Genomic DNA, 23,324 nt, shown 5'->3' with positions numbered 1-23,324 from the left:
TGGGGCACGTCAACCCGCCAAGGAACACAAGGAGGGCCGCAATGGCCACCCCCGAGAACACCAGGAAGACCCGCATCGCCGGGGTCGGCATGGTCCCCGCCGACGAGGCCCAGAACCTGGAGGTGGGCGACCGCGTCATGTGGAACGGCGGCAAGACCTCCACGGTGACCAAGACCGAGGAGGCGTCGCCGCACTTCCTGCGCGTCTTCCTGAAGTCGGACGAGACCGGCGAGCAGGAGGCCGCCCCGCGCCGCTGGAAGAAGACGGCGATCATCGCCCGCATCCCCCAGACCAAGGAGACCCCGGCCGCTCCCGTGGAGCCCGGACCGATCTCCGCCGCCGAGATGGAGGCTGCGCACGGCCCGGCCGCCCTGGAGGAGGGGCGCCAGATCGCCCGAGAGGCGGCCGTGGAGGTCGGCGCGCTGCGTCTGCCCGTGGGCACCCGCGTGCGGCACGGCGTGCAGGCGTGGGCCACCAGTGTGAAGGCGCCCAAGGGCACCGCCGTGGTGGTCGGCGTCGGGCAGACCTACCATGACGGCTCGGTGGATTACGAGGTGCTCGCCGGACAGGACTTCTCCCAGCGCATCGGCCCGGACAACCCCATGACCAAGCCCGAGACCTGGAACAGCCTCCGTGTGCGGGAGGTCGCGCCGCCGCGCTTCGAGGCCCGCAGCGTGAGCGGCCGGACGACCCACGGCGTGCTGGACATCGACGCGGACCGCTGGCTGACCGTCGGCCAGCGCCAGGAGGACGCGCAGGAGACGGCCGACGCGCTCAACACCGGGCGGGCCGCCCTGGACGCGTACGGCCGGATCCAGTGGCCGGACAACCCGCTGCCGGAGATGCCGACCATGGACGGCTACCGCTTCGAGATCACTCGGACGCCCGGCCGCACGACGGTCAGCATGTACGCCGATGGCCTGGCCGCCCCCGTTCACCAGGACTGGACCGGGCTCCCGCCTCACGATGAGGCCGTGCCCATGATCGCGCGGGAGATGGTCCGCGTGGAGACCCGTCACCACAAGGAGACGGCCGCGCTCCTGGCCCTGGACGACGCCACCATGTACCAGGTGGCCACGGTGGACGGCCACGTCGAGACGATGACCGGCCGCGCTGCCCGCGCCCGCCTCCAGTCCTACCGCGAGGAGGCCGGGCCGGAGAAGCTCCACAAGAGCCACAACAGCCCGGCCGTCACCCTGGCGCACTCCGGCGCGTGCTGGGTGCTCACCGTGCACGCCTACCGCGAGGACGGCAGCAAGGACTTTCGCCGGAATCTGCGCGTGATGGTGGTGCCCCAGGTCGCCGCCGACGCGGGGCAGGCGCTCATGAGGGGCACGGGGGGCGGCTACCTGCTGCCCTGGGACTCCCTGAACACCGAGGCGTACGGCCCGTGGGTGCGCCCGGTGGCGGGCTGCCCTGATCAGGTGGTCGTGCACTGGGTGGTGTGCGGCGTCGCGATGGAGCCGGGCGCCCGGCAGTACGAGGAGCACATGGAGACGTACCGGGGGGTGCTGGAGGCCGCCGGGTGGACGTTCCGGGGTGACGTGGGCGGCGGCATCGTGTTCCGCAAGCCCGAGACGACCGCCTGACCAGCAGCAACACGGCGTGGCTCCACTCGGCTTGACACGGGCGACACGTGTCGCGATAGAGTGGGGCCATGCCCGCCGGGGAAAGCCCCCGGAGGACTTCCCGCCTATGGAGGACAGCATGGACAACTTCTTCAACGCCGGTGACCGCGTCGAGATCGCCGAGACCGAGCACAACGGCGAACTCGTCCCCGCCGGGTTCGGCACGGTGGACCGCGACCACGGCGGCGAGAACGTGTTCGTTGCCGTTGACGGCGACCACTACAGCTACCCCCACCAGGTCCCCCCGATCCCGCGTGAGCTGCTCACCCTGATCGAGGCCGACGAGGACGACGAGGACGAAAACACCCTCGCCGACCTGATCGACGCGCACAGCGTGAAGATCGTCCCGATCTACGTGGACAGCTTCGACGGCTCCCCGACCGGCGAGCGCGACTACGACGTGTACGACGTCCTCATGACCATCGAGGCGGCTGAACTCGGTCTCTACGGCGGCACCGGCCACCAGGCCCCCAAGCGCACGATGCTGTTCCGGGGCTTCGGTCAGAGCTACGCCGACAGCCTTCCGCAGAACGGCGGCGCCCTGGTGCTCCCCACCACCGCCGAGGTGCTGGAGGCCGCCATCTCGGACGCTTCCAACGCCGTCAACTACGGCAGCGCGGAGGAGTGGGCGGCCGACATGAGCGTCACCCGGGACGTGCGCAAGCGCTGGGCGGGGATCGTCACCCTGAACAAGGAACTCCGCGCCTTCCTGGGCGACGCCTTCGACGAGTTCGCCGACGCGCTCTGACAGACGGCCCCGGCCCCGCCCACCCAGGGCGGGGCGCCGGACCGAGCCGGGTTCGACGCCCGGCCGGGGCGCCCCAGTAGACGCGCGACACTTGTTGCTATACAGTGGAGACGTGCCGGGGAAGCCCGGCGCGCCCGCCTAGACCCAGGAGTATCCGCATGAGCTTCTTCGACTACCTCACCGCCGACGAGGCCGTCCACGCTGCCCGCGACACCGCCCCCGGACACCTGCGGATCGACGGCCTGAACGGCATCGACGCCGACCGCATCCCCCGCATGATCACCCGCACGAAGGCCGGGAGCGCCCGCAAGCCCGAGGGCGGACGGGGCCAGGACGCCCACGGCTACCTGGACCGGTTCAAGGCGATCATCAGTGTCGAGTGGGCCAAGGACGCCGACCCCGGCACGGCCGAGGTGGTCTACGCCGACGGCACCACCGAGCTGATCGGGCGTCAGGATCTGCTGTGCGTCGAGCGGCCGATTCTGTCCACCCCCGAACTGGTCGAGGCCAACAAGGCCAAGATCAACGACGACTCCCTCCCCATCCAGGTTCGCCGCGCCGCCTTCCGCGCCCACAACCGCTACCAGTCGCAGGCCTAGCACCACCAGCCCCGGCCCGCCCCCGCGAGGGGGCGTGGCGGCTCGGTCCGGTTCGACTCCGGTCCGGGGCGCTCACCCGCTCACCCACCACCACGAAGGACAGGCATGGCCAAGACCGAGAAGATCAACCCCGAGGCGCTCGCGCAGTCCGGCGACGTCGAGCAGGACGAGCGGCCCGGGGTGCAGGAAGTCACCGCACAGATGATCTTCGAGTACGTGCTGGAGAAGAACGAGCTCCCGGAGTACTCGGCCCGGCCGTTCTCCTACTGGCTGGATGAGGTTTGGTACAGCCTCAACGAGGAGGGGGCCGAAACCGTCGGCAGCGTGATCGAAGGCGCCCTGTCCGAATGGTGCGGCGGCCGCCAGAAGTGATCACCACCGCCCCGGCGGCCGCAGCCAGCGGCCGCACCGGCCCGAGGCAGGTTCGAAGCCTGCCCGGGGCACTCCCGATCATCCCGCCAGACACGAGGGGGACCGCATGACCACCGCCACGGCACCGCGACCCAGCATCTACGACCCGCGAGCGCTCGCCGGATGGCTCGCCGACAACGACATGCCCGGCCGCCGCAGCATGACGGCCATCACGACCATTCGCCGCGAGCGCAACAAGCGCAACGCCCCGGCCCCGGTGCGGCCGTCCCTGGAGCTGCGCGCCCACGCCCGCCTCGTCGACCGCGTGTACGCGGAGATCATCCGCCGGGGCGGAGAGACCGAGATCGAGGGGAACTACGGGACCGCGTACCTGGAGATCGCCAACCGGTCCGGGCGCCTGGTCCTCGCGCACGCCGACGGCTGGCGGAAGTACGGCCGGGGGCCCGCCCGCCGGGCGTCCCTGAGCTACCTGTGGGGGCCGGACGACGCCGGATCGGGCCCGTGGGCCGTCCGCGTCCCCGGCACCATCACCACGGTGCGCGAGGCGCTCGCCTGGCTCACCCCGGCCGCCGTGGTGCAGGCGAAGCAGGAGGGGCGCAAGGTCCGCCGACAGGGCGACGTGTACGCCATCGAGACCACCCAGCGCCGCGACGGCAAGGGGCTCGACGACCTGCCCGACTCCCACCGCTGGAACGCCCGCACGCGCAACCTGACGCACCGGCCCGAGGACGGCCGCAAGCACCGCCCGGTGCGCCTGCCGTGGCCGGTGGAGTTCATCCCCCAGCGCGCGTACCTGATGGGCCGCAACGGCGGGCGCGGCGACGCCGACTGACCACCACTCACCACCACACACCCGAGAGGATCACATGGACCCCGAGGAGACGCTGAGGGCCGTTCGGGAGCTGATCGGCCCGGCCGGGCCGATCTCGCCCGTCAACATGGCCGAGCTGATCGAGCAGGCCAGGACCCTCCCCGCCGCCGACAAGATCAAGTTTGTTCAGGCTATGGGATTCCGGCCGGTCGGGTCCGCGCATCAGCCCGACTGCCCGGCCATGCTGGGGAGCGGCAACCGCCACAACTGCGTGCCCCCGGCCACGACGTGGAGCGCGCCCCGTGACGTCCTGGAGGAGCGCGGGGAGACCTGGGAACAGCGCTTGCGCCGCGCTCACGGAGAGGGGCGCGAGTGGCCTACCGTCGGCGCAACGATCATCGTGCAGGACCGCCCGCAGACGGACGCTGACCGGGCGCTGTGGGCGACCCGCCAGCCGCCGACCCGTAAGGGCGTGGTCATCGAATCGCCCGCCGACGGTGACGGGCACCTCGTGATCGACACCGGCGGTGAGTACGGCGGGATCACGTACCCGACCAACTTCAGCAGCCGATACACGTGGAAGCTGGCCAGCGCGGCCGAGGAGGTGACCGGATGAGCCACCCGAAGCGCCCCAGGCGCCCGAAGCGCCCGCCGCGCCGGTAGGCGCCGACCACGACAGGAGAGGGGCCGCCTAGACGAGAGCCGACGGCGGGAGTTCAGCAGGCAGGACCAGGGCAGTGCGCCCGGTTCCTGCCTGCTGGCATTTCAGGGGTTGACACGCGCGACACGCGTCGCGATAGAGTGAGGCCAGTCCCGCCGGACACCACCCGAGGAGCGCAACCATGCCCGACGTCGCCCGCTACACCATCACCGAGAAGTTCAGCCCCGACCAGACCGTTGCCACCTGGACGGCCCGCACCGGCCGTACCGTCGCCGTCAAGGTCGAGGTCCCCCAGGAGCACGGCATGTACGACACGGACGTACTGCGCCGCGCGCTGGCCGAGCACGCCGGGGTGGACGCCGAGAACGTCCACCCGATCCGCGCCCGTGGTGAGATCGCCGTCGCTCCGCACGTCTGGGAGGTCCGCCGTCCGGAGGCCGACACGCTGCCCGTGGTCGAGGAGCAGGCGCCCGCCCGCCCGTCCATGGCGGGCATCCCGTCGCGCTGCTCGCAGGCCGAGGCTGTCACGGCCGCCTACAACGCCGAGGCGGCCGAGCTGCTCGGGGAGGGCGATCGGTTCGAGCGCCAGTGGCGCGCCGAGGAGGACTCGGCCGTGATCATCATCGACCGCGCCGAGGCGCTCGCCCTGGTCGTCAAGGGGCTGCGGGATGACTGGCTGGTGAGTCGGCATGACGGCGGGGTGGGCCTGATCACCCCCGGCACCGCGACGTACCTCCTGGTGCCGCTGCCGTGCCCGACGTGCGACGCGGCGCCCGACGAGCCGCACCGTGACGCGCTGCTGTCCCTGATCGCCGAGACGCCCGCCGCGCCCGAGGACGACGGCGCGAACCCGCTCGACGAGATGGGCACGGATGAGCTCCTGGACGTCCTGCGCTTCCAGGTGGTCGGCATGCCCGACACCGTGTTCGTCCGCGCGTGGAAGGCCATGGACGCGATCCTGACGAACGGCGGCATCGAGTGCCTCCCGGCCCCGTGGGACGGCTACGGGGACGAGCAGGCTCTCAAGGGCGCCGACGAGGAGACCCGGGCGAACCTGACGGCCCGGTTCATGCCGCAGGACCCCGCCGACGAGAACACCCGGCCGTGCGTGGAGATCGGCGGCGCCCAGGTGTACACGTACCGCAAGGACGGGCGGCTTGTGGTCTCCATCGACCTGGACGGCCTGCCCGCCGACGGCGGCGACGTGCCCATGGTCGTTGACGTCCAGGGGAACGAGGTGTTCACCGCCGGGTGCGCCCCGCAGGACATCAGCGCCCTGCCGGTCGACCAGGACGTCGAGGAAGCCCGCTTCCGCCCTGTGGAGAACATCCGGCCCGGCTGGTGGCTGAAGCAGGCTGACAGCTCGTGGAAGTGCGTGCGCAAGGTGAACGAGCGCAACGGGGCGCACTGCGTGGTGCGGGTGGAGTTCGCCGACGGCAGCACGGATGACCTGCCGGTGAACACCCAGGCGCTCAGCCTGAAGAACAGGCAGGCCTAGGCGCTGCGGCCAGCAGGGGCCGGGAGATCATCCCGCGCCCCTGCTGGCGCGTCCTGAACTGGTCAGCGCATCCGGCTTGACACGCGCGACACGTGTCGCTGTAGAGTGGGCCACGTCCCGCCGGACACCACCACCTGAGGAGCACACCCCATGACGCGCATTGTCGAGATCACCCGCAAGCCCACCGACGTCCAGGTCAAGGCGCTGCGCTACGGCGCGGTAGACCCGCGCGGCATCATCGACCCCAGCGCAGACAAGCGCACCCACGAGGGACTCGTGGGCCGGGGGATGGCCGACTGGGTTGAGGGCGCCAAGCTGGGCCTGCACGGATCGCTCACCACGTACTGCGTGATCATCCGCCAGGGCCGCGAGTACCTCGCCGAGCTGGACGCGGTGGAGATCACCCGCGCCGACGTCGAGGAGGGCAAGCGCCAGGCGCTCGCCTGGCTCGGCTACGGCGAGCGCCGCCGGGAGGCCGAGCAGGCGCCCGCGTCGGTCGTGCTGAAGGGGGAGTTCGCCCGCATCCGACGCGTGATGCGCCGCGCCATGGCCAACAACGGCGCCGAGGCGGCGAACAACGCGCTCAACCAGTACAACCGCACCGAGGCGCTGCTGAAGGCTGCGCGCCGGTTCGAGGCGGAGGACGCGGCCACGGCCGCCCAGGAGGAGAACACGATGGAGCAGCAGCAGGAGCCGCGCGAGTTCCGGGGGCTCACCCGCGCCGACGTCGCCGAGGACGCCGTGCGCGCCCTGGAGGACATGCACCCCGAGGACCGCGCCACGGTGGAGGGCAAGGCGCCTTCCGTGGTGCTGGGGCTGGCGTTCCGCCGGGCCCAGGCGATCTACTGCGCCGAGGGCGCGCAGGGGCACAAGCACACCGCCGACGAGTCGGCCGCGTACAACCGGGTCGCGAACATCGCGAGCGCCGCGATGATCTTCGAGCGGGCCGACGACCCCGAGGCCGCCGCCGCCGCGCGGGCCGAGCACGACCGCATCACGAACGCGGAGCGCGCCGAGGAGTCCAAGCGCCTGGAGGACGCCCGCGCCCGCGCGCTGGCCGCTGAGTGGGCGCGCGCCGAGAAGCACGGCAAGTACCTGGTGCGCACGGAGGAGCGCGGGCACAACATCGTGGCGGTGTACGTCAAGGGCCCCGACACGGAGATCTCCAGCATCGAGCGGTCCCAGGGTGCCTACGCCCGCGCTCACGGTCTGCGCCCGGGGGCGTCCGCCGGTGGCGGTGAGTTCTTCCGGGGCGAGTACATCGCCCAGTGCGCCTACCACCGCGCCTGAGCGCCCCAGGAGCACCGTACGGCGCCCGGCCGACCACATGGGCCGGGCGCCCACCGCAGGACCACCACAGACCCGCACAGCCATGAGGAGAGCACACCATGCCGCACATCACCGAGACCACCGTCCGCGCCGCGCTGGCAGACGGCACGCTGACCACGGGCGCCCGCTACTGCCTCCGCATCTGGAGCGACGACCAGGCCCCCCACAGCATCCTCGGGGGGTTCGTCGAGATCGAGGGCGTCAAGGCGCACGCCGACGGCGGCGCGACGCTCATGTACACCTGGCACGAGAACGGCACGCGCAAGGTTCACCAGGGCAGCAAGGACTACAGCGCCACCACGGCGATCGCGCTTGTGGCCATGAAGCCCCTGGGTGTCTCCTCCTCGATGACCTACGCGCACCATGACGACCGCCTGATCATCGCGGGCGGCTACATGGACGCGCACCCCGGGACCATGCACCAGAGGTGGGACGTGTACAACGCCGAGGGCGTCAAGGTCGCCGAGGGCGTGAGGGTGGACGAGGGGCGGGCGCTGCTCGCCGAGCAGCACGCCTGACAGCACCACCACGGGCCGCCCCGGCTTCAACGGGGCGGCCCGACCCGGTAGACACGCGACATGTGTTGCTGTAGCGTGAGCGGTCCCGCCAGACAGAAGGCACGAGGAGAGCAGCACATGAGCGCAACGAAGCCCACCACCACCGGAGTCAGCGCGCTGCGCGCCATGGACGCCAGCGCGGACGGCCGCATCAGCCAGTCCCAGGGGTTCCGCCTGCCGACGCTGCGCACGCTGGAGCGCCTGGGCATGGCCAAGGTGACGACGTGGGGCCTGGGTGGCACGTACGAGCAGGGCAAGGGCACCACCTGGGCCGCAGGGATCACCGAGGCGGGCCGCGCGTACCTCGCAGAGCTCGACGGCCCCCAGGCCGGAGTCGACACGCACGGCATGAGCGACAACGGCAGCCACGGCCGCATCTGGCGCTACGAGGGGACCGAGGTGCGCGTGTACGCCACGGGCCAGGGCGCTGAGACGCGCTGGCACGCCGAGGGTGCGAACGGGGCCGAGGTGCTCGACACCCCGCATGCACAGGACGCGTTCGACGAGGCTGCGGCGCAGCGCGCCCAGGAGCAGGACAGCAGCGCGTCGGCGGTGTCGGCGGACTTCGCCGCCCGCCAGACCGGCCAGGAGCAGGAGGAGCAGGAGCACATGACCGAGCAGGAGCACGCGAGCGCGGCGGGCGACCGGTTCGCCGAGGCGCAGCAGCAGCGCCCCGCGTACACCGTGCGGTGGATGGACCTGGACACGGGCGCTGAGTACAGCCAGGACTACCGGCACCCGCTGGACGCGGTGAACGCGGTGGGCTCGGCGCGCTCGTACGACAACACGGCGCCGCTCAGCATCACCCCGGTGCCGGACTGGTCGCAGTACCAGCCGGGGGGCAAGGCGCTCGGCAAGGCGCTCGCGGAGATCCAGGAGAAGCGCGCGATGCAGTGGGGGCGCTACGGGGACGAGTGGATCGCCCAGGGCGCAGGCAAGCGCTGGAGCGTCGTGGAGCACGCCGACGGAGAGGGCAAGGGGGTGCGGGTGTTCACCCTCCAGGTGCGCCCGATCGAACCGGCGGACGGCGACGAGCGTTACTACCAGCCCGTCAAGGCTGAGTGCACCAGCCTGGAACAGGCGCAGCGCTACGTGCTCAGCGTGAGGGCCTAGCAAGGGGCAGGGAGCGTGAGCGGCAGGGGCAGACGGAAGAGCGCGCCCCTGCCGCTCTGTGTGGGTGTGTGCGCATATGGGGTGAGTCGGACACCCCTTCGAGGGGGACGGACCCGGGCCGGGCCAGCGCTGGGCGCAGCGGTGGGCGCTGGGGCGCAGCGTGGCGGGGGTTCAACCTCTTGCGCGCGGCCTGCTCCGCAGGCTCGTTGCGGGTCCGCTACGCGGCCCGGGGGGCTGCACCGCTACGCGGCGCATGACGCTGTGGCGCTCCGCGCCACTGAGGCAGCAGCAACGGGTAGACACGCGACACGTGTCGCGCTACCGTGGGGACCCCGCCAACGTAGAGAGCACCGAGGAGCAGCAGCCATGAGCGTCATTCACTGCACGAACCCCCACGCCGCCGGTTACAACCCGAACAACCACACGGGCGACTTCGAGGCGCACCGGGAGGCCGCGCACGTCGAGACGTTCGCGGGTGCGGTGCTGCGCATCGGTGAGGTCAACGGCCCGTCGGACTCGGACTTCTACGCGGTCGTGTGGGACGCCGAGGCGCAGCAGGTGCGGACGGTGGAGTACGGCTCCACCCGGGGGTGGACGTACCACAACGGCGCCGACATCGACGCGACCCGCGACGTGATCGAGCTGGCCGTCGCGTACCTCACCGAGCAGCGTTTCGCCGAGGCGCAGGCCAAGCACGCCGCTACGCCGCGCAAGGGGTACACGGCGCGCGCCACGGTCAAGGGCGCGGCTGTCGAGGGTGTCATCGCGTGGGTGGGCACCGACCGGCCCACGAGCAACTGGGACGCCCGGTACGGCACGCGGACGGCGCGGGTCGGTATCCGGGTGGAGGGCCGCAAGGGCCTGGTGTTCCGCAACGTGACGGACGACGACTTCGCCATGGACGCTGAGCCGGTGAGCGAGGCGGACATGGTCGAGTGGCGCGGCACGATCGGCTACAACGTGCGGGCGGAGTTCGGCCAGGCGCTGGCGCTCGCCGACAAGCGCGAGCCGCTCCCGGCTGCTCCGGCCCCGGGAACGATCGTGGACAGCTGGGAGGCCGACGCGGACGGCTGGATGCTGTACGCGGTCGGCGAGGGGCTGTGCGAGGAGGAGTGGGCGCACAGCATCGCGGTGGCCGTGGTGGACGATCTGGCCCACGCCTACCGGATCACCGGCCAGCGCGCGGACGGCACGGCCATGGCGGAGCGCCAGGGCACGCCGTTCCAGGCCATGCACACGGTGAGCCGGTGGGCGGACGGCGAGACGATGATCATGCACAACGGGGAGGGCTCGGTGCGCATGGTGCGCGACACGGGGGCGTGGCTGGAGCTGTACCCCCAGGAGAACCCCCAGGGAACCCAAGAGCGCCCGGCGGCCCCGTCGGCGGCCGTGGAGGCGCAGCAGGGCCCCGAGGGCGTCCAGGGGGCCGTGGAGGCGCTCCAGGGCACCGAGGCCGACCCGGAGTGGGTGGAGCGCCGGGACTCGGCTCTGCTGGTGCTCATGGGCGCCATGGACGGGGGCGCTGGCCGCTACCGGCGCACCGTGCTGGTCAAGGGGACGGGCGCGCGGGGGGTGTCGGACACGATGCCGACCGAGATGGCGCGGGCGTACCTGGCGGAGGAGCTGGCCGACGGGGGTGAGCTGTCGAAGCCGGACATGGGGCTGCGCCTGGTGCTGACGCGGGCGAACGGGGCGCGGCTGGAGCTGTCGCCGGTGCGGGGCGCGGGGGCGTAGCTGCGATATCCGTTGCTCCTGCCGGTGGGCCGACCGTGAGTTTTCGTTGCGGCGGCCCCCGGTGGGTGCGGATTTCGTTGTCACGTAGACACGCGACACGTGTCGCGCTACCGTGGGCACCCCGCCTGGATGAGACACCCTGAGGAGCACACCATGAGCGACCTGATCACCCGCAAGCCGACCCCCGTGATGATCGAGCTGCTGCGCCGGGGCGCCGCCGACAAGCGCGGGATCATGACGCTGTTCGACCACAACGACCGCACCCAGGACGGCATCCTCCGCCGCGACATGGCCGACGTCGTGCCCGAGCCGGGCGCCACCCACTCCTGGCTGGTCATCAACGACCGTGGCCGCGCCTACATCGCCCAGCTCGACGGCGAGCAGCAGCAGCCCGCCCAGGAGCCCGCCAGCGCCCCGCAGGCGGCCCAGGAGCACCCCACCGTCCCCGGACTGCCCGCGCTCGCCGAGGCGCGCCAGGACACGGTCACGCTGGGCACCGGCGACGCCGCCCGCACCGTGCCCGGCTACACCGTCATGGCCTACGGCTCCTCCCGTGAGTTCGCCGACATGGGCAGCACCTGGGTGGAGGTGTGCGGGCGCTGCGGCGGTGAGGGCGAGCTGTCGTGGAACCGGCACGTGTACGAAGGCGTGTGCTTCGGCTGCAACCGCACGGGGCTGCGCCCCGACGTCTTCACCGGCACCCAGGAGCAGCGCGACATGGTCGTGTACCGCTGGGCCATGAAGAAGGACCGCGAGCGCATCGCGGCCGAGAAGCGCGCCGCCAAGATCACCGCTGAGCGCGCCGCCGCCTGGGAGCGCTGGAACGCCCGGCACGCCGATCTGCTCGCCTGGGCGCTGGGCCTCACCCCGGACGCCACCGAGGAGTACGACGAGCACCGCCAGGCGCTCGCCGACACCCAGGAGGAGGCGGAGCGCCTCGTGTTCACGGGGGAGCGCCTGGAGTTCTCCGGCCAGTACGACGAGGGGTTCCACGCGGGCCGCTGGTGGGCCACCTTCACCCGCACCGAGGTGCACGAGATCTTCAACAGCTACGGCGGCCGCGCCGCGCACCTCATCCAGGACCTTCGCCAGCAGTTCGAGCCCCTCGACCCGCGCGGTACGGCGCTGCTGCGCAAGGTGATGGAGCGCGTCACGGCCGCTCAGGCGACGAGCCGGTACGCCGGGCCGGTGGACTCCGAGGTGACCGTGACGGGGCGCGTGAAGCGCACCATGATCGTCAACGGCTACACCCAGTGGGCCGCGTCGCGCCGCATGATCGTCCTGGAGGGCACGGGGGCGGACGAGGGGATCGAGCTGACGGCCTACTCCGGCAGCAAGGCGGCCAAGGCGCTCCAGGAGGGCCAGGAGGGCGTCACGATCACCGGGACCGTCTCGAAGCGCAAGGAGTACAGCGGGACCCGTCAGACGACCGTGCGGGGCGCCCGGGTGAGCGTGGCCGAGTAGGGCGCAGCAGGGCACCGGGGGGAGGCCGCCGCCATGGCCTCCCCCCGGTGCTTTCTCACCCGACCCGGTAGACGCGCGACACCTGTTGCTGTAGCGTGAGGCTCCCGCCGTTGATAAGGAGCCTGAACATGATCATCCGAGACTTCATCACCGCCAAGTACTACACCGGCGAGATGACCATGGAAGAGATCGTGGGCACCGTCTACGGCGCCGCCGACACCGCCACCCGTGACTTCCTGTCCTGGGCCTACTACGGCGCCGGACAGCTCGAAGCCGACGACGTGATCGCCGGGATCATCGAGCGCAACCCCGCCACCACCACCGCCACCACCGCCCCGGAGGCCCCCGCCATGACCACCGCCACCACCGCCACCCCCACCACCCCCACCGCCGTCACCGTGGCGCTCCCCGGCGGATTCTGCGACTGGTTCGAAGGCACCGGCGTCGCCATCGGCCAGGACAACAGCGACCCCCAGTGCGCCGCCGCCCACGCCGTCTGGCAGGACGCCGCCCGCCGCAACTACGGCCGCAACGGCTACACCATGACGATCACCACCGCCGACCCCGCCGTCCTCGCCCTGTTCGCCGAGTACGCCGACTACTGCCTCGACGCCAACGCCGACGAGCGCGACGAGCGCGAGATCAGGGCCGCCCGAGAGACCCTGAAGCGCCTCACCGCCGCCCGCACCGAGCTGCGCACCCTCATCGCCCAGCAGGGGCCCCAGGAGCCCGTGGAGGCCCCCACCGCCCCCGAGGGGCCCCAGGCGCAGCAGCAGCCCGCCGAGGGCCCCCAGGAGCCCACCGAGGGCCCCGCCGCCGACATCGTGGTGCCCGTCGGCACCACCGTGACCGTCACCCAGCGCGGCCAGGAGTTCACCGGCACCGTGGAGACCGCCGGACCGCTCCGCGCCGCGACCATGGCCCACGCCCGCCAGGGGACCCGCACCCACCGCGTCGGCATCCGCGTCCCCGGCCGCGTCGGCTTCATCTGGGCCGACTCCCACGAGACCACCCCCGCCGCCGCGATCACCTGGCACACCGAGAACCACGGCCAGCGCGCCGGAGTCCTCACCTTCGAGGGACCCGCCGACCTGGACGACCGCGAGTTCATGATCATCCGCGCCGCCAACCGCGACGAGGACGGCGCCCACCGCTACCGCGTCTCCAGCATCGACGGCACGTTCAAGGAGCGCGGCACCCTCGCCGCCGTCACCACCGCCGCCGCCACCCGGCTCGGCCACACCACCACCACCCCCGCCGTCACCGACCCCGCCGCCTGAGCAGCCCCCCGGGGCGCTCCCACCACCCGGGAGCGCCCCACGGCCACAGCCGCCCCCGCAGGCCCCCAGGAGCCAGCGCGGAGCGCTGCACCGGCCACCGTGGCGCGGAGCGCCACAGCACCACCACCGCCGCGTAGCGGCGGAGCGCCGAGGCTGCGGAGCAGACCGCGCGCCAACTGATCACCCACCACCCAGGAGCGCCCACCATGACCGTCACCCACGGAGCCCCCGCCACGCCCGCCACCGCCGACCAGGGCGCGCCCGTCACCGTGGAGATCCGCTGGACCGAACGCGACGGCCAGCGCCTCACCGGCCTGATGACCCTCGTCGGCCTCACCCCCGCCGACACCGCCGCCATGGACGCCACCGGCCGCGTCGACCAGTGGCTGATCACCGGCGGCATGCGCCGCTCCACCCTCGACGGCATGAACGACTACGCCGACGACGCCCACCACTTCGACCGGCTCAGCCCCGCCCAGGCCGCCCACGCCGCCGCCGCGTTCCTCGGCCTCACCGGCCGCCCCGTCCGTCACCTCGTCGTGCACGAGTGGCGCGACGGCGCCTGAGCGCCCCCAGGAGCGCCCCGCCCGCCCGGGGCGCTCCCCAGCCCCACCCGACCGCCCGCAGCCCCGCAGACAGCCACCAGGAGCCCGCCATGCCCACCGCCCCCGAACGCGGCTACCGCGTCACCTTCACCGCCACCGCCACCGGCCGCGTCTACTCCCGCGTCCACCCCACCGAGACCGCCGCCGTCGCCTACGTCGCCGCCGTCGCCGCTGACGCCAGCCTCGCCCCCCTCGGCTGCGCCCCCGAACCCGACTGGACCGCCCACACCGGCGGCGCCGCCCTGGCCGACGCGATCACCGCCGCCCGCGCTGCGCACCCCCGGGCCGCTGCCGCCGCCGACGGCCGCGACTCCGAGCACGACCAGCACGGCAACCCCACCACCCCCGACGGCGGATGGACCGAGTACGGCCGCAGCATGACCCGCCGCCCCTGACAGCCCCCGGGAGCGCCCCGCACGGCCACCTCGGCCCCGGGGCGCTCCCCGCCCGCCACCGCCCGCCACACAGCCACCCAGGAGCACCGCCCATGAGCGCCAAGCAGAGCCGCACCGGACAGATCGTCGCCGTCCGCCGCACCACCGAGTCCGTCTACGACGGCCCCAACGGCAACGCCCTCACCGGCACGCGGGTGTGGACCACCGCAACCGTCCGCATCCTCGACGACGGCCCCGACGAGGGCCGCCTGGTCAAGATCAACATGGACCCCGAGGAGGCACTCACCTGGGCCCAGCGCCTCATCGACGGCGCCGCCACCACCCAGGAGCGCCGCAACGACGTCGGCCACACCGACTGACAGCCCGCCAGCCGCCCGCTGCGCCCCGATCCCGACCCGGACGGGGCGCAGCGCCCACCGACCCTGACAGCCCGCCAGCAAGCCCAGGAGCACCCCGCATGAGCCCGCTGCCCGCCTACCACACCGAGCCCAACACCGACCGCGACAAGCCCGGCTGGGACCTCGTCCGCGTCCACGGCCGCAGCGCCCTGGTGATCACCACCTACACCGACGAGAGCGCCGCCGACCGTGCCGCCGCCGCCCTCAATGCCGACGCCCCGCACGAGCACGGCGCCGCCTGCGCCAACAGCGGGCGCACCGTCGGCCGCGAGTACGCCCCGCACGGCTGGGACACCCCCGCCGAGGACATCCCCGACCCCGGCCCGTACACCGTCGGCGAGCGCGTCACCTGCCTGCTCTGCGGCGCCGAGGTGCCCGTGGCCCGGGTGAAGACCACCGAGCGCGAGACCTTGACCAACTACGTCGCCTGGCTCGCCGACCACTGACCCGACCGACCCCGAGGAGCGCCCGCCATGGGCCCGTACGCCAGCCCCAGCCAGCCCCGCCCCACGCCCGCCGTCGACACCCTGCGCGCCCTGGTGCCCGCCTCCGCCGACCTGATCGAAGTGCGCGCCCAGGCGAGCACCCCCAAGCGCTCCGGCGTCTGGGAGCGCGCCGAGGTCCTGCGCGCCCTCCAGTGGCCGCCGCAGCCCACCGAGGCGCCGCGCCCCATCGCCAGGACGGCCGACGACAGCAACCACGCCAGCATGACCGTGTGCGAGTTCCTGCGCGCCAACGAGCACGCCGGTAACGTCGGCCTGGTCCGCGCCGACGGCGCCCTGTGGACCTTCCTGATCACCCTCGCCCGGCCCCGCTGGGACGACTGGACCGACTGACCCCCATAGCCGCGCCAGCGCCCGCCAGCGCCCGGCACGGCCCCCGCTGACCCGCCACAGCACCCAGGAGCACCCCGTGAGCACCCCGCCCGACGGCCGCCAGGCATGGCAGGCCCTGCGCCCCGGCACCCTCGCCGCCCTCGCCCGCCGCAACACCGCTCAGGAGCTGGCCGACCTGTTCGGCGTCCCCATCGGCACCGTCCGGGGACGCCTGTCCGTCCACCGGATCACCGCCCGCTCCGCCGTCATCCCGGCCGCGCCCCGCCCGGCTCCCCCTCGCTGCGCCGCACCGCTCGCCGACACCGGCGCGCCCTGCGGGATCCTCCTCGAAGACGACGGCTCGTGCCGCTGGGCCCACCAGCACGCAGCCGGGAAGGACTGACCATGTTCAAGGACTGCACGGCCGCCGCGCTGGCCGACCTGCTGGAGCGCATGGCCCGCCACCCGCACAACACCGGCGGACTGTCCATGCTCGACGAGGCCACCATGGCCTTCGACCGCCACGGCGAGGACATCGGCGAGGCACAGCGGGCCTTCGCCAGCGCCCGCCACGCCCACCAGCGGTCCTGGGACACCGAGGCGCAGAACTACAGCGGGGAGCTGTGGGAGAAGGCCCTGGAGGCCGCCCGCGAACTCGCCCGCCTGCTGCGCCCCCTCGGCGACACCCGCATCGCGCGCTGCCAGCGCCCCGCCGGATGGGGCACCTGCAACCTCCCCCTGGACGACGACGGCGTGTGCCGGTCGTCGCTGGGCCACACGGACGACACCACCCAGGAGGACTGACCCATGGCCACCGAGACCGACCCGCAGGCCGCCCGCATGGACCGCTGGGAGCAGGCCGCCCACGCGGCCGGGCGCCCCGTGGACCGCACCACGCTGCGCGTGTACATGGCCGTCGCCGACGCCGAGTTGGCCGAGGCCCTCCAGGCCGCCGCCGACCGTGCCGTGCGCGCCGTCTTCGCCCTCAAGTCGCCGCCGCCCGCCGGGTCGCAGCACTACCGCTCCGGCTGGGACACCGGCCTGGAGGCCGCGATGGACGCCGCCCGCGCGGCCGTGCTGGACGCCCCGCCCGCCCCGGCGCGCTCCATCCCCTTCCCCGAGCACGAGCACGTGCGGGTGACCGCGCTGGACGAGAACGACCGGCCCGCCCGGGATGCCGACGGGAACACGTGGGTGCACTGCGGCGTGTGCGGGATCCCTCTCCCGAAGACGATCTGCGAACTCCCCCACCTGACGATCGCGGAGGAACAGGCGTGTGAGCGCATGCGTATCGCCGCCGTGTCGCTGGGCACGCCGTGCGCCCGGCCGGGCTGCGGGCATGCGATGAACTGGCACACCGGCACCGCGTCGCACGGGTGCATCGCGGGCGGCGCGTGCCCGTGCCCCGCCTTCCAGCGCTGATTCCTGACGAATTCTCACGGCCCCACTCCATGGCATCACTTGGTGCCCTAGGGTGGGGCCGTTGCCATCGGATAGGACGGACCGCCACATGCCCGACACCGACACTCCCGTGCACGAGGACGCCGCCATCGCACTGCGGCGCATCATCGCCGACAAGCACCCCAGGGCTCTCGACCCGAAGACCCACGAGCACATGGGGGTGTTCATCGGCCTCACGTTCGCCGTGCCCGGGTACGGGCGGGAGCGGCGCTTCTACTGGATCGACCCCACCGGAGCCCTGGCCGAGCAGCCCCGCCGTGGCCGCGATGAGGCCGCCGCCGTCCTGCTGCCCCGTGCCGACCGCGCCGTCGACCTCGTCACCCCGCGCGAGCTGTGGACGCGGGCTGGTGAGGAGCAGGTGTCGCTGCTGCGCGAGGACGCGGGCGACTGCAGCGACTGCGGCAGGCAGCTCGCCCGGGGCATGTTCCGCTGGATCAATCGCAGCGCCGTTGACGACGACCCGTGCAACCCGTTCCCCAGCGACGGCCGGTTCCCCGACCTGCGGCACGCCGACGGCAGCCAGAACCACGGCGTGCACGACGGCCCGACCGCCAGGAGGGCCTGCCCCGAGTGCCTGCGCCCCGGCCTCACCACCCGCCCCACCAGCTACGGCTGGAACGTCGACTGCTCGCAGTGTGGCTGGCACAAGTACACCGACATCGGAGACTGACCATGCCCGAGAAGGTCCAGGCCCGGTCCCTGGCGCGCGGCGACGTCATCACGCTCGCGGACGGCCGCCGCGTCCAAATCATGGCCGCCCCCCGCTACAAGCCGGGCTCTTCTGTCGTCAACGTCCGACTGTGGCTCGTCGACCACGACGAGCCGAACTTCGGCTTCACTCTCCGCGCCGAGACCGAGTACGAGGTCGAGGACTGACCCGGGTAGACACGCAACATGTGTTCCGATAGAGTGAGGGCAATGCGGGGCCGGGTGTCATACCCGGCCTCTACGCTCCCACCACCATCGAGCACCAGGAGAACGACACCCATGGCAACCACCGCCACCCCCGAGCAGCGCGCCGCCAGCGCCGCCCGCATCACCGCCGAGCTGGCCACCAAGCCCCTCACCCTCCCGGTCTTCGCCGCCGTGCAGGCGCAGGTGGCTTCCGTCATGAACGTCACCCCGGCCACCGCCCGCAAGTACCTGCAGGCCGCTGTCGAGGCCGGGCTGCTCGTCGAGATCAAGCCGCGCCAGGACTGGACGATCATGCACGCCATCCCCGGCTCCGTCGACTGGCCCACGCTCGACCTGACCGTGTACGCCGACGGCAGCGGCGGCAGCTACTGGACCAGCGGCTCCAAGCCGTACGGCCGCCCGCCCGCTCTGGCTCTGTCGTTCCTCATCACCCCGGCGCAGCGTGACGAACTCGCCCGCATCTACAAGGCCGAGGCCGAGGCCATCGGCTCCAAGGAGGAGGCGAAGCGGGAGGCCGAGGAGGCGGCAGACCGCGCCGAGGTCCAGCGCCGCGACCCGGAGCTGCTGGAGCTGCTCGACGAGCTGACCAGGCGACTGCCGAACTCCAGCATCAAGGGCCTCCCGAGGAGCCGCCGCGAGGGCGTCATCCCCATGCTCACCATCGCCCACAAGGACATCGAAGCCTTCAAGACCGTCCTGCGCGCCGCGTTCGGTAAGGAGGGCTGACCATGGCCAAGCCCCAGATCGACGGTATCTACGAGGTGTACTCGACGACGCTGCACGCGTCCGTCATCACCCGCGAGAAGATCCCCGTCCGCGTGCTCAGCGGCACCCGCTGGATCATGCCGACGGTCGGGCGCAGCGTGCAGCCCCACCAGGCCGTCTCCGCACGCAAGTTCCGCGTCGCCGACTACCTCAACGACCGCGACACGACCTTCCCCGAGGGCCTGCTGGTCTGCTGGGTGCAGGCGCCCGGCAAGCCCGGCGACCTCGGCCTGCGGGCCGCCACCGGCGCGGACGCCGTCCAGAAGCTGCGCGCCCTGGACCGCCCGGACCTCGGCCGCTACCGCGACTTCCTGTACGGCGCGGCCAGGGACAGCAACCTGCAGCTCGACGTCGTCAACGCCCCTCACCTGACCGACCTGATCCCCGAGGAGAACCAGCCCATGACCGACAGCCGCCTGAAGTCCGACGAGGAGCATGAGGAGCGCGAGGATGCCCTGCCCAAGTGGGTGCAGGCCAAGTTCGACCTGATGCGGCGGCGCCTCGCCGACGAGCGGACGGCCAGCGCCAACCTGCGCGGCGACATCGACGAGACCGACACTCTCATCCGCCACTACGAGAGGCCGGACCACCGGCTGCCCCGCCGCGCCGAAGTCTCCTTCCTGCCCGACTCGGCCCGCCCGGACTACGCGATCGAGTGCGCCATGCGTGACGGCGCCCTGCACGTCCACGGCAGCACGGGCCTGGTCGTCCGGCCGCGCATGTCCAACGGCATCATCATCGAACTGGAGAAGTGACCATGGGTGCCGGGAAGCCCCGCACCACCAACGCCGCCGTCCAGGCCCGCAAGGACGTCATCGACGCTCTGCGGGCCGGGAAGCCCCTCTCCGAGCCCGATGCCCGAGCGCTCGTCGACAAGATGGCCGAGGCGTACCGCAGCTCCGGCTGGAGCAACGGCTACGACGACGGCCACCACGACGGCACCTACAGGGAAGACTGACATGGACGACAGGCTGTACCGCGCCCTCGTCAACGAAGCCATCGCCGACCGGTACTCCGGCCTCGACAGCCTGGAGCGCCAGTCGGAGGACGGCTACCTCGACCGCCTGCCGACCGGCGACCGGGCCCTGCGGGGCCAGGTCCGCCTGATGATCAAGTCCCTGGTCGACATCGGGCTCGCCGAGAACAGGAATCGCGACTACCACCGCCTCCTGCGGCGCGTGCCGTGGTGCTCCAGCAGGGTGCTGGCCGCTCGCGCCGTCAACCGACTCCTCACCATCGCCGAGTGGGCGTCCGAGGCGGACGGGGAAGAGGCCGGTTCCTCCTGGAGTGCCGCCGCTGAAATCGCCTCGTGGCTGATGGAGGACTACAACGGCTACCCGCACCGCTCCGCATTCGGGGACCTCTCCGGCTGGTACTTCAACGCGCTGCGCTGCGTCGGCTGGGACGAGTCGAACTTCCGGGCGCTGCTGGCCGCCCTCGAACCGAAGGAGGCCTGACCGTGAGCCGCTACGAGGAACTCATCCCGTCCTGGATCGAGCAGACGAACCGGGGACTGAAGCCGCGCGGCCGGTGCGCGGAGCCGGGGTGCGGCCGTGAGCTGGCTCTGCGGGTCGACAACACCGTGAGCCCGCACAACTGGACCGACCGTCAGGGGCACGGCACCGGTGCGAAGTGCCTTGGCGGCGGGGAGCGGTCGATGAACCTCACCCTCGACCGGGTGCGCCCCGACTTCGACACCGTCGAAACCCGGCTGCTCCTCAAGATCGTCGGACTCGCGATGAACAACCCCGCCATCAGCCTGATCTTCGACGCCGACCAGGATGCCGCGCTGAAGCGCGCGCTGGCCAAGCTGAAGGATCCGGCCTCCCGTAAGACTCTCACCCGCACCGAGGAGGCGCTGATGTTCGCCGCCCTCGCCGACAAGGAGAACTGACCATGATGGAGCCCGAGCGTCTGACGCTCACCGGCCTCGACGACATGAGGCACTTGATCCTCAACGAGATGATGATCAAGGCGGTGGCGTTCGCAGTGCGCGCCGGTCACACGGACCGTACGGCGTGCCGCTTCGCCGTCGCCCTGGTGATGACCAACCTGCTGGAGTCCAGCACCCGCTGGCCGGAGGTCCTGAAGACGGTCATGGACCTGGAACAGGAGGGCTGACCGTGCCCGTCGCCCTGACCGGGTCCGGCGAGGTGATCACCTGCGACGGCTGCGAGGCGCCGCTGGAGGAGGTCGCCGAGGACATGAAGCACCCGATCCTGGAAGGCCTGTACGACCCGGGCGTCAAGTTCTACGTCTGCCGCCCGCTGCCCGGCCGCGTCTCCTGTCTGACCAAGGCGCGGCGGCGGGAGGCCGAGCACCTGAGGGACTGCTTCCTGTGCCAGAACCGCCACGGCCGTCTGCGGACGGCCCAGCTCATCACTGAACTGCTGAAGGAGCCGCAGGGGTAGACGCGCAACATCTGATGCTCTAGTGTGGAGCACGTTGCAAGGTGCTCTCGCCCGCCAGCTGGGCACCCGCGACACACCACCACCAACACCCCCCTCGACCCGCCACGAGGAGAACAACTCCATGCGTCGCACGATCCTGGCATACCTGCCCATACTGCCGTCCGCCCTGACGCCCGCCGTCTGGATGTGGCTGCACTACCGCTTCGGCTTCACCCCGCAGGGCCGCGCCCTGCGCGACAACCTGACCGTGCTGTACGCGGTCCTCACCGCCGTCCTCGCCATGGTCGGCCGCGCCTGGGCGATGCCCAAGGCCGAACGGTGAGCCCCGACGACGGCCACCGCGACTGGGTCGCCGCCACGCGCGACTCCTACCGCGATGCCTTCGCCGAGCTGCTCATCCCCCGCATCTTCCTGACCGCGCACGGCGCCTCCGACCTTCCGGTCGCGCCGGACGCGCTGGTCCTTCAGCTCGAAAACGTCGGCGGCCGCCCGGCCCTCGGGAACGCGATCCGCACGGAGTGGCCGGTGGAGCTCCTGCAGCCGCTGGCCATCTACGCCGAGGAGTGCTCCCGCACCTGGGACCCCGTCATCTGGCATCTCGCGCACATCGCCGCCGACTCGCTCGTCGAACAGGTCAACCGTCAGCTCGTCCGGGAGGGACAGCAGTGATGTATCTGATCACCATGGCCGATGCCGCCGAGATGGGCGCGCCCGAGTGCTTCTCCGACGAGTTCGCGTTCCTGGAGCGCACCGGCCAGCTCCCGCCGTCCACCATGCCGGTCGAGCGGGACTGGGGCAGCGACGCCTACGACCCGTACATGGACGAGCGGTACGAGGAGCCCGGCGTCTGCCTCGACAAGTTCGAGCCCCTGCCGCCGGTCGCCAAGCCGGAGCCGCTGAAGGTCATGCCGACCGGCCGGGCCGGTCACCACCCGTGGTGCGACATCGACCACGCGCCCGTGCCCGACCACTGCCCGCCGCCGTTCTGATGGGTGATATGGACGCCAAAGCCCGCCGCAAGGTCATCACCGCCGGTGTCATGGCTGTACTCGTCTTCGGCACCATCACCTGCGCCGCCGAGTTCGGCACCGGCTCCGAGAACCCGCAGGTGCCCGCCCGGACCACCTTCGTCACCGTCCTGCCGGACTGCCGGGACTCCACCGCACTGGAGCAGGCCCGCGAGGACGCCCGCCGGGCGCAGCACAAGGTGATGAGCCAGGGCGACTCCTGGCTCGCCCCGTAGACCACCTTCCGCCACCGTCAACCCACGTATCCCAGGGGGATCACCATGAAGATCAGCGACACGTGGCTCCAGCTCGCCGAGCACGAGTACGCCCAGGGGCTGGCCGTTCGTGACAAGGGCGCTGCCGAGATGGCCCGCCTCATCAACGACAGGCTGACCCAGTTGGGCATCACGCCCGTCAATCCGGCTCGCGCCGACGGACAGGGCAACCTGGTCCCCGCGCAGCTGACCCAGGCCGTCGAGGACAGCCGCTTCTACAGCGTGCACGGCTCCTGGGACGAGGACGAGTTCGCCCTGGTCCTCCTCGTCGGCGACTTCCGGCAGCCGGGCGACAGGGACTTCCTGGCCCTGAAGAAGTCCGGCTTCGAGATCTCCAGCCGCGACGGAGCGGCCACCGCCCGGAGCTACGTCGTCCGCGCGCGCCGCTCGGGCCCGGCGCCCGTCGCCGAGCCGCCGTCCGACGCCGAGGCCCTCTCGGGCGCGCTCGACAGTCTGCGCCTCGTGCTGGACAACCTGGCCGAC

At 72.1% G+C, this 23,324-nt stretch carries 34 protein-coding genes and 1 pseudogene; all 35 read left to right on the top strand.

The window, feature by feature from the left end:
• The first annotated feature begins 41 nt into the window (after positions 1 to 41).
• The gene (locus tag ACZ7OY_RS35610) at positions 42 to 1,589 is read left to right on the top strand and encodes a hypothetical protein (protein WP_472249693.1); all 1,548 of its coding nucleotides are present in this window, start codon (positions 42 to 44) and stop codon (positions 1,587 to 1,589) included.
• A 118-nt stretch (positions 1,590 to 1,707) separates the two neighbouring features.
• Positions 1,708 to 2,376 carry a hypothetical protein gene (locus ACZ7OY_RS35605; RefSeq protein WP_472249692.1) on the top strand — a complete coding sequence of 223 codons (669 nt, stop codon included), beginning with the start codon at positions 1,708 to 1,710 and terminating at the stop codon, positions 2,374 to 2,376.
• A gap of 158 nt (positions 2,377 to 2,534) precedes the next feature.
• Positions 2,535 to 2,975, top strand: coding sequence for a hypothetical protein (locus tag ACZ7OY_RS35600; RefSeq protein ID WP_472249691.1), 441 nt, complete (start codon positions 2,535 to 2,537; stop codon positions 2,973 to 2,975).
• 105 nt (positions 2,976 to 3,080) lie between these two features.
• Positions 3,081 to 3,347, top strand: a complete 267-nt coding sequence (locus ACZ7OY_RS35595) for a hypothetical protein (protein WP_472249690.1) — start codon at positions 3,081 to 3,083, stop codon at positions 3,345 to 3,347.
• Positions 3,348 to 3,453: 106 nt separating this feature from the next.
• Complete coding sequence (locus tag ACZ7OY_RS35590; RefSeq protein WP_472249689.1) at positions 3,454 to 4,179, top strand: hypothetical protein; 726 nt, start codon at positions 3,454 to 3,456, stop codon at positions 4,177 to 4,179.
• 34 nt (positions 4,180 to 4,213) lie between these two features.
• Positions 4,214 to 4,774, top strand: a complete 561-nt coding sequence (locus ACZ7OY_RS35585; protein WP_472249688.1) for a hypothetical protein — start codon at positions 4,214 to 4,216, stop codon at positions 4,772 to 4,774.
• Between the two features lie 226 nt (positions 4,775 to 5,000).
• Positions 5,001 to 6,317 carry a hypothetical protein gene (locus ACZ7OY_RS35580; protein WP_472249687.1) on the top strand — a complete coding sequence of 439 codons (1,317 nt, stop codon included), beginning with the start codon at positions 5,001 to 5,003 and terminating at the stop codon, positions 6,315 to 6,317.
• Positions 6,318 to 6,467: 150 nt separating this feature from the next.
• The gene (locus tag ACZ7OY_RS35575) at positions 6,468 to 7,607 is read left to right on the top strand and encodes a hypothetical protein (RefSeq protein ID WP_472249686.1); all 1,140 of its coding nucleotides are present in this window, start codon (positions 6,468 to 6,470) and stop codon (positions 7,605 to 7,607) included.
• Between the two features lie 98 nt (positions 7,608 to 7,705).
• Positions 7,706 to 8,164: a hypothetical protein gene (locus tag ACZ7OY_RS35570; RefSeq protein ID WP_472249685.1), complete on the top strand. Its 459-nt coding sequence runs from the start codon at positions 7,706 to 7,708 to the stop codon at positions 8,162 to 8,164.
• A gap of 117 nt (positions 8,165 to 8,281) precedes the next feature.
• Complete coding sequence (locus tag ACZ7OY_RS35565) at positions 8,282 to 9,316, top strand: hypothetical protein (protein ID WP_472249684.1); 1,035 nt, start codon at positions 8,282 to 8,284, stop codon at positions 9,314 to 9,316.
• 366 nt (positions 9,317 to 9,682) lie between these two features.
• Positions 9,683 to 11,050 (top strand): hypothetical protein, encoded by a 1,368-nt coding sequence (locus ACZ7OY_RS35560; protein ID WP_472249683.1) that lies wholly within the window; start codon positions 9,683 to 9,685, stop codon positions 11,048 to 11,050.
• Between the two features lie 153 nt (positions 11,051 to 11,203).
• Entirely contained in the window at positions 11,204 to 12,514 is a 1,311-nt protein-coding gene (locus tag ACZ7OY_RS35555) for a hypothetical protein (protein WP_472249682.1), read from the top strand.
• 128 nt (positions 12,515 to 12,642) lie between these two features.
• Positions 12,643 to 13,794, top strand: coding sequence for a hypothetical protein (locus ACZ7OY_RS35550; RefSeq protein ID WP_472249681.1), 1,152 nt, complete (start codon positions 12,643 to 12,645; stop codon positions 13,792 to 13,794).
• A 206-nt stretch (positions 13,795 to 14,000) separates the two neighbouring features.
• Positions 14,001 to 14,360, top strand: a complete 360-nt coding sequence (locus ACZ7OY_RS35545; protein WP_472249680.1) for a hypothetical protein — start codon at positions 14,001 to 14,003, stop codon at positions 14,358 to 14,360.
• An 89-nt stretch (positions 14,361 to 14,449) separates the two neighbouring features.
• Positions 14,450 to 14,794: a hypothetical protein gene (locus tag ACZ7OY_RS35540; RefSeq protein WP_472249679.1), complete on the top strand. Its 345-nt coding sequence runs from the start codon at positions 14,450 to 14,452 to the stop codon at positions 14,792 to 14,794.
• Between the two features lie 92 nt (positions 14,795 to 14,886).
• Entirely contained in the window at positions 14,887 to 15,153 is a 267-nt protein-coding gene (locus ACZ7OY_RS35535; protein ID WP_472249678.1) for a hypothetical protein, read from the top strand.
• Between the two features lie 98 nt (positions 15,154 to 15,251).
• Positions 15,252 to 15,638 carry a hypothetical protein gene (locus ACZ7OY_RS35530; RefSeq protein WP_472249677.1) on the top strand — a complete coding sequence of 129 codons (387 nt, stop codon included), beginning with the start codon at positions 15,252 to 15,254 and terminating at the stop codon, positions 15,636 to 15,638.
• Positions 15,639 to 15,665: 27 nt separating this feature from the next.
• Positions 15,666 to 16,028 carry a hypothetical protein gene (locus ACZ7OY_RS35525; protein ID WP_472249676.1) on the top strand — a complete coding sequence of 121 codons (363 nt, stop codon included), beginning with the start codon at positions 15,666 to 15,668 and terminating at the stop codon, positions 16,026 to 16,028.
• Between the two features lie 76 nt (positions 16,029 to 16,104).
• Positions 16,105 to 16,410 carry a hypothetical protein gene (locus tag ACZ7OY_RS35520; protein ID WP_472249675.1) on the top strand — a complete coding sequence of 102 codons (306 nt, stop codon included), beginning with the start codon at positions 16,105 to 16,107 and terminating at the stop codon, positions 16,408 to 16,410.
• A gap of 2 nt (positions 16,411 to 16,412) precedes the next feature.
• Entirely contained in the window at positions 16,413 to 16,811 is a 399-nt protein-coding gene (locus ACZ7OY_RS35515) for a hypothetical protein (protein WP_472249674.1), read from the top strand.
• Between the two features lie 3 nt (positions 16,812 to 16,814).
• Complete coding sequence (locus ACZ7OY_RS35510; protein WP_472249673.1) at positions 16,815 to 17,429, top strand: hypothetical protein; 615 nt, start codon at positions 16,815 to 16,817, stop codon at positions 17,427 to 17,429.
• A gap of 88 nt (positions 17,430 to 17,517) precedes the next feature.
• On the top strand, positions 17,518 to 18,138 hold the full coding sequence (locus tag ACZ7OY_RS35505) for a hypothetical protein (RefSeq protein ID WP_472249672.1): 621 nt from the start codon (positions 17,518 to 17,520) through the stop codon (positions 18,136 to 18,138).
• Positions 18,139 to 18,140: 2 nt separating this feature from the next.
• Positions 18,141 to 18,344, top strand: a complete 204-nt coding sequence (locus tag ACZ7OY_RS35500; protein ID WP_472249671.1) for a hypothetical protein — start codon at positions 18,141 to 18,143, stop codon at positions 18,342 to 18,344.
• Between the two features lie 111 nt (positions 18,345 to 18,455).
• Entirely contained in the window at positions 18,456 to 19,109 is a 654-nt protein-coding gene (locus ACZ7OY_RS35495; RefSeq protein ID WP_472249670.1) for a hypothetical protein, read from the top strand.
• A 2-nt stretch (positions 19,110 to 19,111) separates the two neighbouring features.
• Positions 19,112 to 19,903 (top strand): DUF7239 family protein, encoded by a 792-nt coding sequence (locus ACZ7OY_RS35490; protein WP_472249669.1) that lies wholly within the window; start codon positions 19,112 to 19,114, stop codon positions 19,901 to 19,903.
• A 2-nt stretch (positions 19,904 to 19,905) separates the two neighbouring features.
• Positions 19,906 to 20,106: a hypothetical protein gene (locus tag ACZ7OY_RS35485; protein ID WP_472249668.1), complete on the top strand. Its 201-nt coding sequence runs from the start codon at positions 19,906 to 19,908 to the stop codon at positions 20,104 to 20,106.
• A gap of 1 nt (position 20,107) precedes the next feature.
• On the top strand, positions 20,108 to 20,605 hold the full coding sequence (locus ACZ7OY_RS35480) for a hypothetical protein (protein ID WP_472249667.1): 498 nt from the start codon (positions 20,108 to 20,110) through the stop codon (positions 20,603 to 20,605).
• A 2-nt stretch (positions 20,606 to 20,607) separates the two neighbouring features.
• The gene (locus ACZ7OY_RS35475) at positions 20,608 to 21,042 is read left to right on the top strand and encodes a hypothetical protein (protein ID WP_472249666.1); all 435 of its coding nucleotides are present in this window, start codon (positions 20,608 to 20,610) and stop codon (positions 21,040 to 21,042) included.
• Between the two features lie 2 nt (positions 21,043 to 21,044).
• On the top strand, positions 21,045 to 21,269 hold the full coding sequence (locus tag ACZ7OY_RS35470; RefSeq protein WP_472249665.1) for a hypothetical protein: 225 nt from the start codon (positions 21,045 to 21,047) through the stop codon (positions 21,267 to 21,269).
• Positions 21,270 to 21,271: 2 nt separating this feature from the next.
• A complete protein-coding gene (locus ACZ7OY_RS35465; RefSeq protein WP_472249664.1) occupies positions 21,272 to 21,559 on the top strand; it encodes a hypothetical protein in 288 nt (95 codons plus the stop codon).
• 121 nt (positions 21,560 to 21,680) lie between these two features.
• Positions 21,681 to 21,881, top strand: coding sequence for a hypothetical protein (locus ACZ7OY_RS35460; protein ID WP_472249663.1), 201 nt, complete (start codon positions 21,681 to 21,683; stop codon positions 21,879 to 21,881).
• Positions 21,878 to 22,228, top strand: coding sequence for a hypothetical protein (locus ACZ7OY_RS35455; protein WP_472249662.1), 351 nt, complete (start codon positions 21,878 to 21,880; stop codon positions 22,226 to 22,228). The genes ACZ7OY_RS35460 and ACZ7OY_RS35455 overlap by 4 nt, the downstream gene beginning before the upstream one ends.
• Positions 22,228 to 22,548, top strand: a complete 321-nt coding sequence (locus ACZ7OY_RS35450) for a hypothetical protein (RefSeq protein ID WP_472249661.1) — start codon at positions 22,228 to 22,230, stop codon at positions 22,546 to 22,548. Before ACZ7OY_RS35455 ends, ACZ7OY_RS35450 begins: the two co-directional genes overlap by 1 nt.
• Positions 22,549 to 22,556: 8 nt before the next feature.
• Positions 22,557 to 22,802 (top strand): hypothetical protein, encoded by a 246-nt coding sequence (locus ACZ7OY_RS35445; protein WP_472249660.1) that lies wholly within the window; start codon positions 22,557 to 22,559, stop codon positions 22,800 to 22,802.
• A gap of 45 nt (positions 22,803 to 22,847) precedes the next feature.
• Positions 22,848 to 23,324 (top strand): annotated as a pseudogene (locus ACZ7OY_RS35440) (hypothetical protein); the annotation flags it as partial.

It is taken from the genome of Streptomyces sp. NPDC107559 (assembly GCF_055657365.1).
This window is presented reverse-complemented; position numbering and strand designations above follow the sequence as displayed.

Excerpts from the sequence above, each read along its gene's own strand:
- ACZ7OY_RS35610 (WP_472249693.1), top strand. The coding sequence starts at position 42 with ATGGCCACCCCCGAGAACACCAGGAAGACCCGCATCGCCGGGGTCGGC.
- ACZ7OY_RS35605 (WP_472249692.1), top strand. The coding sequence starts at position 1,708 with ATGGACAACTTCTTCAACGCCGGTGACCGCGTCGAGATCGCCGAGACC.
- ACZ7OY_RS35600 (WP_472249691.1), top strand. The coding sequence starts at position 2,535 with ATGAGCTTCTTCGACTACCTCACCGCCGACGAGGCCGTCCACGCTGCC.
- ACZ7OY_RS35595 (WP_472249690.1), top strand. The coding sequence starts at position 3,081 with ATGGCCAAGACCGAGAAGATCAACCCCGAGGCGCTCGCGCAGTCCGGC.
- ACZ7OY_RS35590 (WP_472249689.1), top strand. The coding sequence starts at position 3,454 with ATGACCACCGCCACGGCACCGCGACCCAGCATCTACGACCCGCGAGCG.
- ACZ7OY_RS35585 (WP_472249688.1), top strand. The coding sequence starts at position 4,214 with ATGGACCCCGAGGAGACGCTGAGGGCCGTTCGGGAGCTGATCGGCCCG.
- ACZ7OY_RS35580 (WP_472249687.1), top strand. The coding sequence starts at position 5,001 with ATGCCCGACGTCGCCCGCTACACCATCACCGAGAAGTTCAGCCCCGAC.
- ACZ7OY_RS35575 (WP_472249686.1), top strand. The coding sequence starts at position 6,468 with ATGACGCGCATTGTCGAGATCACCCGCAAGCCCACCGACGTCCAGGTC.
- ACZ7OY_RS35570 (WP_472249685.1), top strand. The coding sequence starts at position 7,706 with ATGCCGCACATCACCGAGACCACCGTCCGCGCCGCGCTGGCAGACGGC.
- ACZ7OY_RS35565 (WP_472249684.1), top strand. The coding sequence starts at position 8,282 with ATGAGCGCAACGAAGCCCACCACCACCGGAGTCAGCGCGCTGCGCGCC.
- ACZ7OY_RS35560 (WP_472249683.1), top strand. The coding sequence starts at position 9,683 with ATGAGCGTCATTCACTGCACGAACCCCCACGCCGCCGGTTACAACCCG.
- ACZ7OY_RS35555 (WP_472249682.1), top strand. The coding sequence starts at position 11,204 with ATGAGCGACCTGATCACCCGCAAGCCGACCCCCGTGATGATCGAGCTG.
- ACZ7OY_RS35550 (WP_472249681.1), top strand. The coding sequence starts at position 12,643 with ATGATCATCCGAGACTTCATCACCGCCAAGTACTACACCGGCGAGATG.
- ACZ7OY_RS35545 (WP_472249680.1), top strand. The coding sequence starts at position 14,001 with ATGACCGTCACCCACGGAGCCCCCGCCACGCCCGCCACCGCCGACCAG.
- ACZ7OY_RS35540 (WP_472249679.1), top strand. The coding sequence starts at position 14,450 with ATGCCCACCGCCCCCGAACGCGGCTACCGCGTCACCTTCACCGCCACC.
- ACZ7OY_RS35535 (WP_472249678.1), top strand. The coding sequence starts at position 14,887 with ATGAGCGCCAAGCAGAGCCGCACCGGACAGATCGTCGCCGTCCGCCGC.
- ACZ7OY_RS35530 (WP_472249677.1), top strand. The coding sequence starts at position 15,252 with ATGAGCCCGCTGCCCGCCTACCACACCGAGCCCAACACCGACCGCGAC.
- ACZ7OY_RS35525 (WP_472249676.1), top strand. The coding sequence starts at position 15,666 with ATGGGCCCGTACGCCAGCCCCAGCCAGCCCCGCCCCACGCCCGCCGTC.
- ACZ7OY_RS35515 (WP_472249674.1), top strand. The coding sequence starts at position 16,413 with ATGTTCAAGGACTGCACGGCCGCCGCGCTGGCCGACCTGCTGGAGCGC.
- ACZ7OY_RS35510 (WP_472249673.1), top strand. The coding sequence starts at position 16,815 with ATGGCCACCGAGACCGACCCGCAGGCCGCCCGCATGGACCGCTGGGAG.
- ACZ7OY_RS35505 (WP_472249672.1), top strand. The coding sequence starts at position 17,518 with ATGCCCGACACCGACACTCCCGTGCACGAGGACGCCGCCATCGCACTG.
- ACZ7OY_RS35500 (WP_472249671.1), top strand. The coding sequence starts at position 18,141 with ATGCCCGAGAAGGTCCAGGCCCGGTCCCTGGCGCGCGGCGACGTCATC.
- ACZ7OY_RS35495 (WP_472249670.1), top strand. The coding sequence starts at position 18,456 with ATGGCAACCACCGCCACCCCCGAGCAGCGCGCCGCCAGCGCCGCCCGC.
- ACZ7OY_RS35490 (WP_472249669.1), top strand. The coding sequence starts at position 19,112 with ATGGCCAAGCCCCAGATCGACGGTATCTACGAGGTGTACTCGACGACG.
- ACZ7OY_RS35485 (WP_472249668.1), top strand. The coding sequence starts at position 19,906 with ATGGGTGCCGGGAAGCCCCGCACCACCAACGCCGCCGTCCAGGCCCGC.
- ACZ7OY_RS35480 (WP_472249667.1), top strand. The coding sequence starts at position 20,108 with ATGGACGACAGGCTGTACCGCGCCCTCGTCAACGAAGCCATCGCCGAC.
- ACZ7OY_RS35470 (WP_472249665.1), top strand. The coding sequence starts at position 21,045 with ATGATGGAGCCCGAGCGTCTGACGCTCACCGGCCTCGACGACATGAGG.
- ACZ7OY_RS35460 (WP_472249663.1), top strand. The coding sequence starts at position 21,681 with ATGCGTCGCACGATCCTGGCATACCTGCCCATACTGCCGTCCGCCCTG.
- ACZ7OY_RS35450 (WP_472249661.1), top strand. The coding sequence starts at position 22,228 with ATGTATCTGATCACCATGGCCGATGCCGCCGAGATGGGCGCGCCCGAG.
- ACZ7OY_RS35445 (WP_472249660.1), top strand. The coding sequence starts at position 22,557 with ATGGACGCCAAAGCCCGCCGCAAGGTCATCACCGCCGGTGTCATGGCT.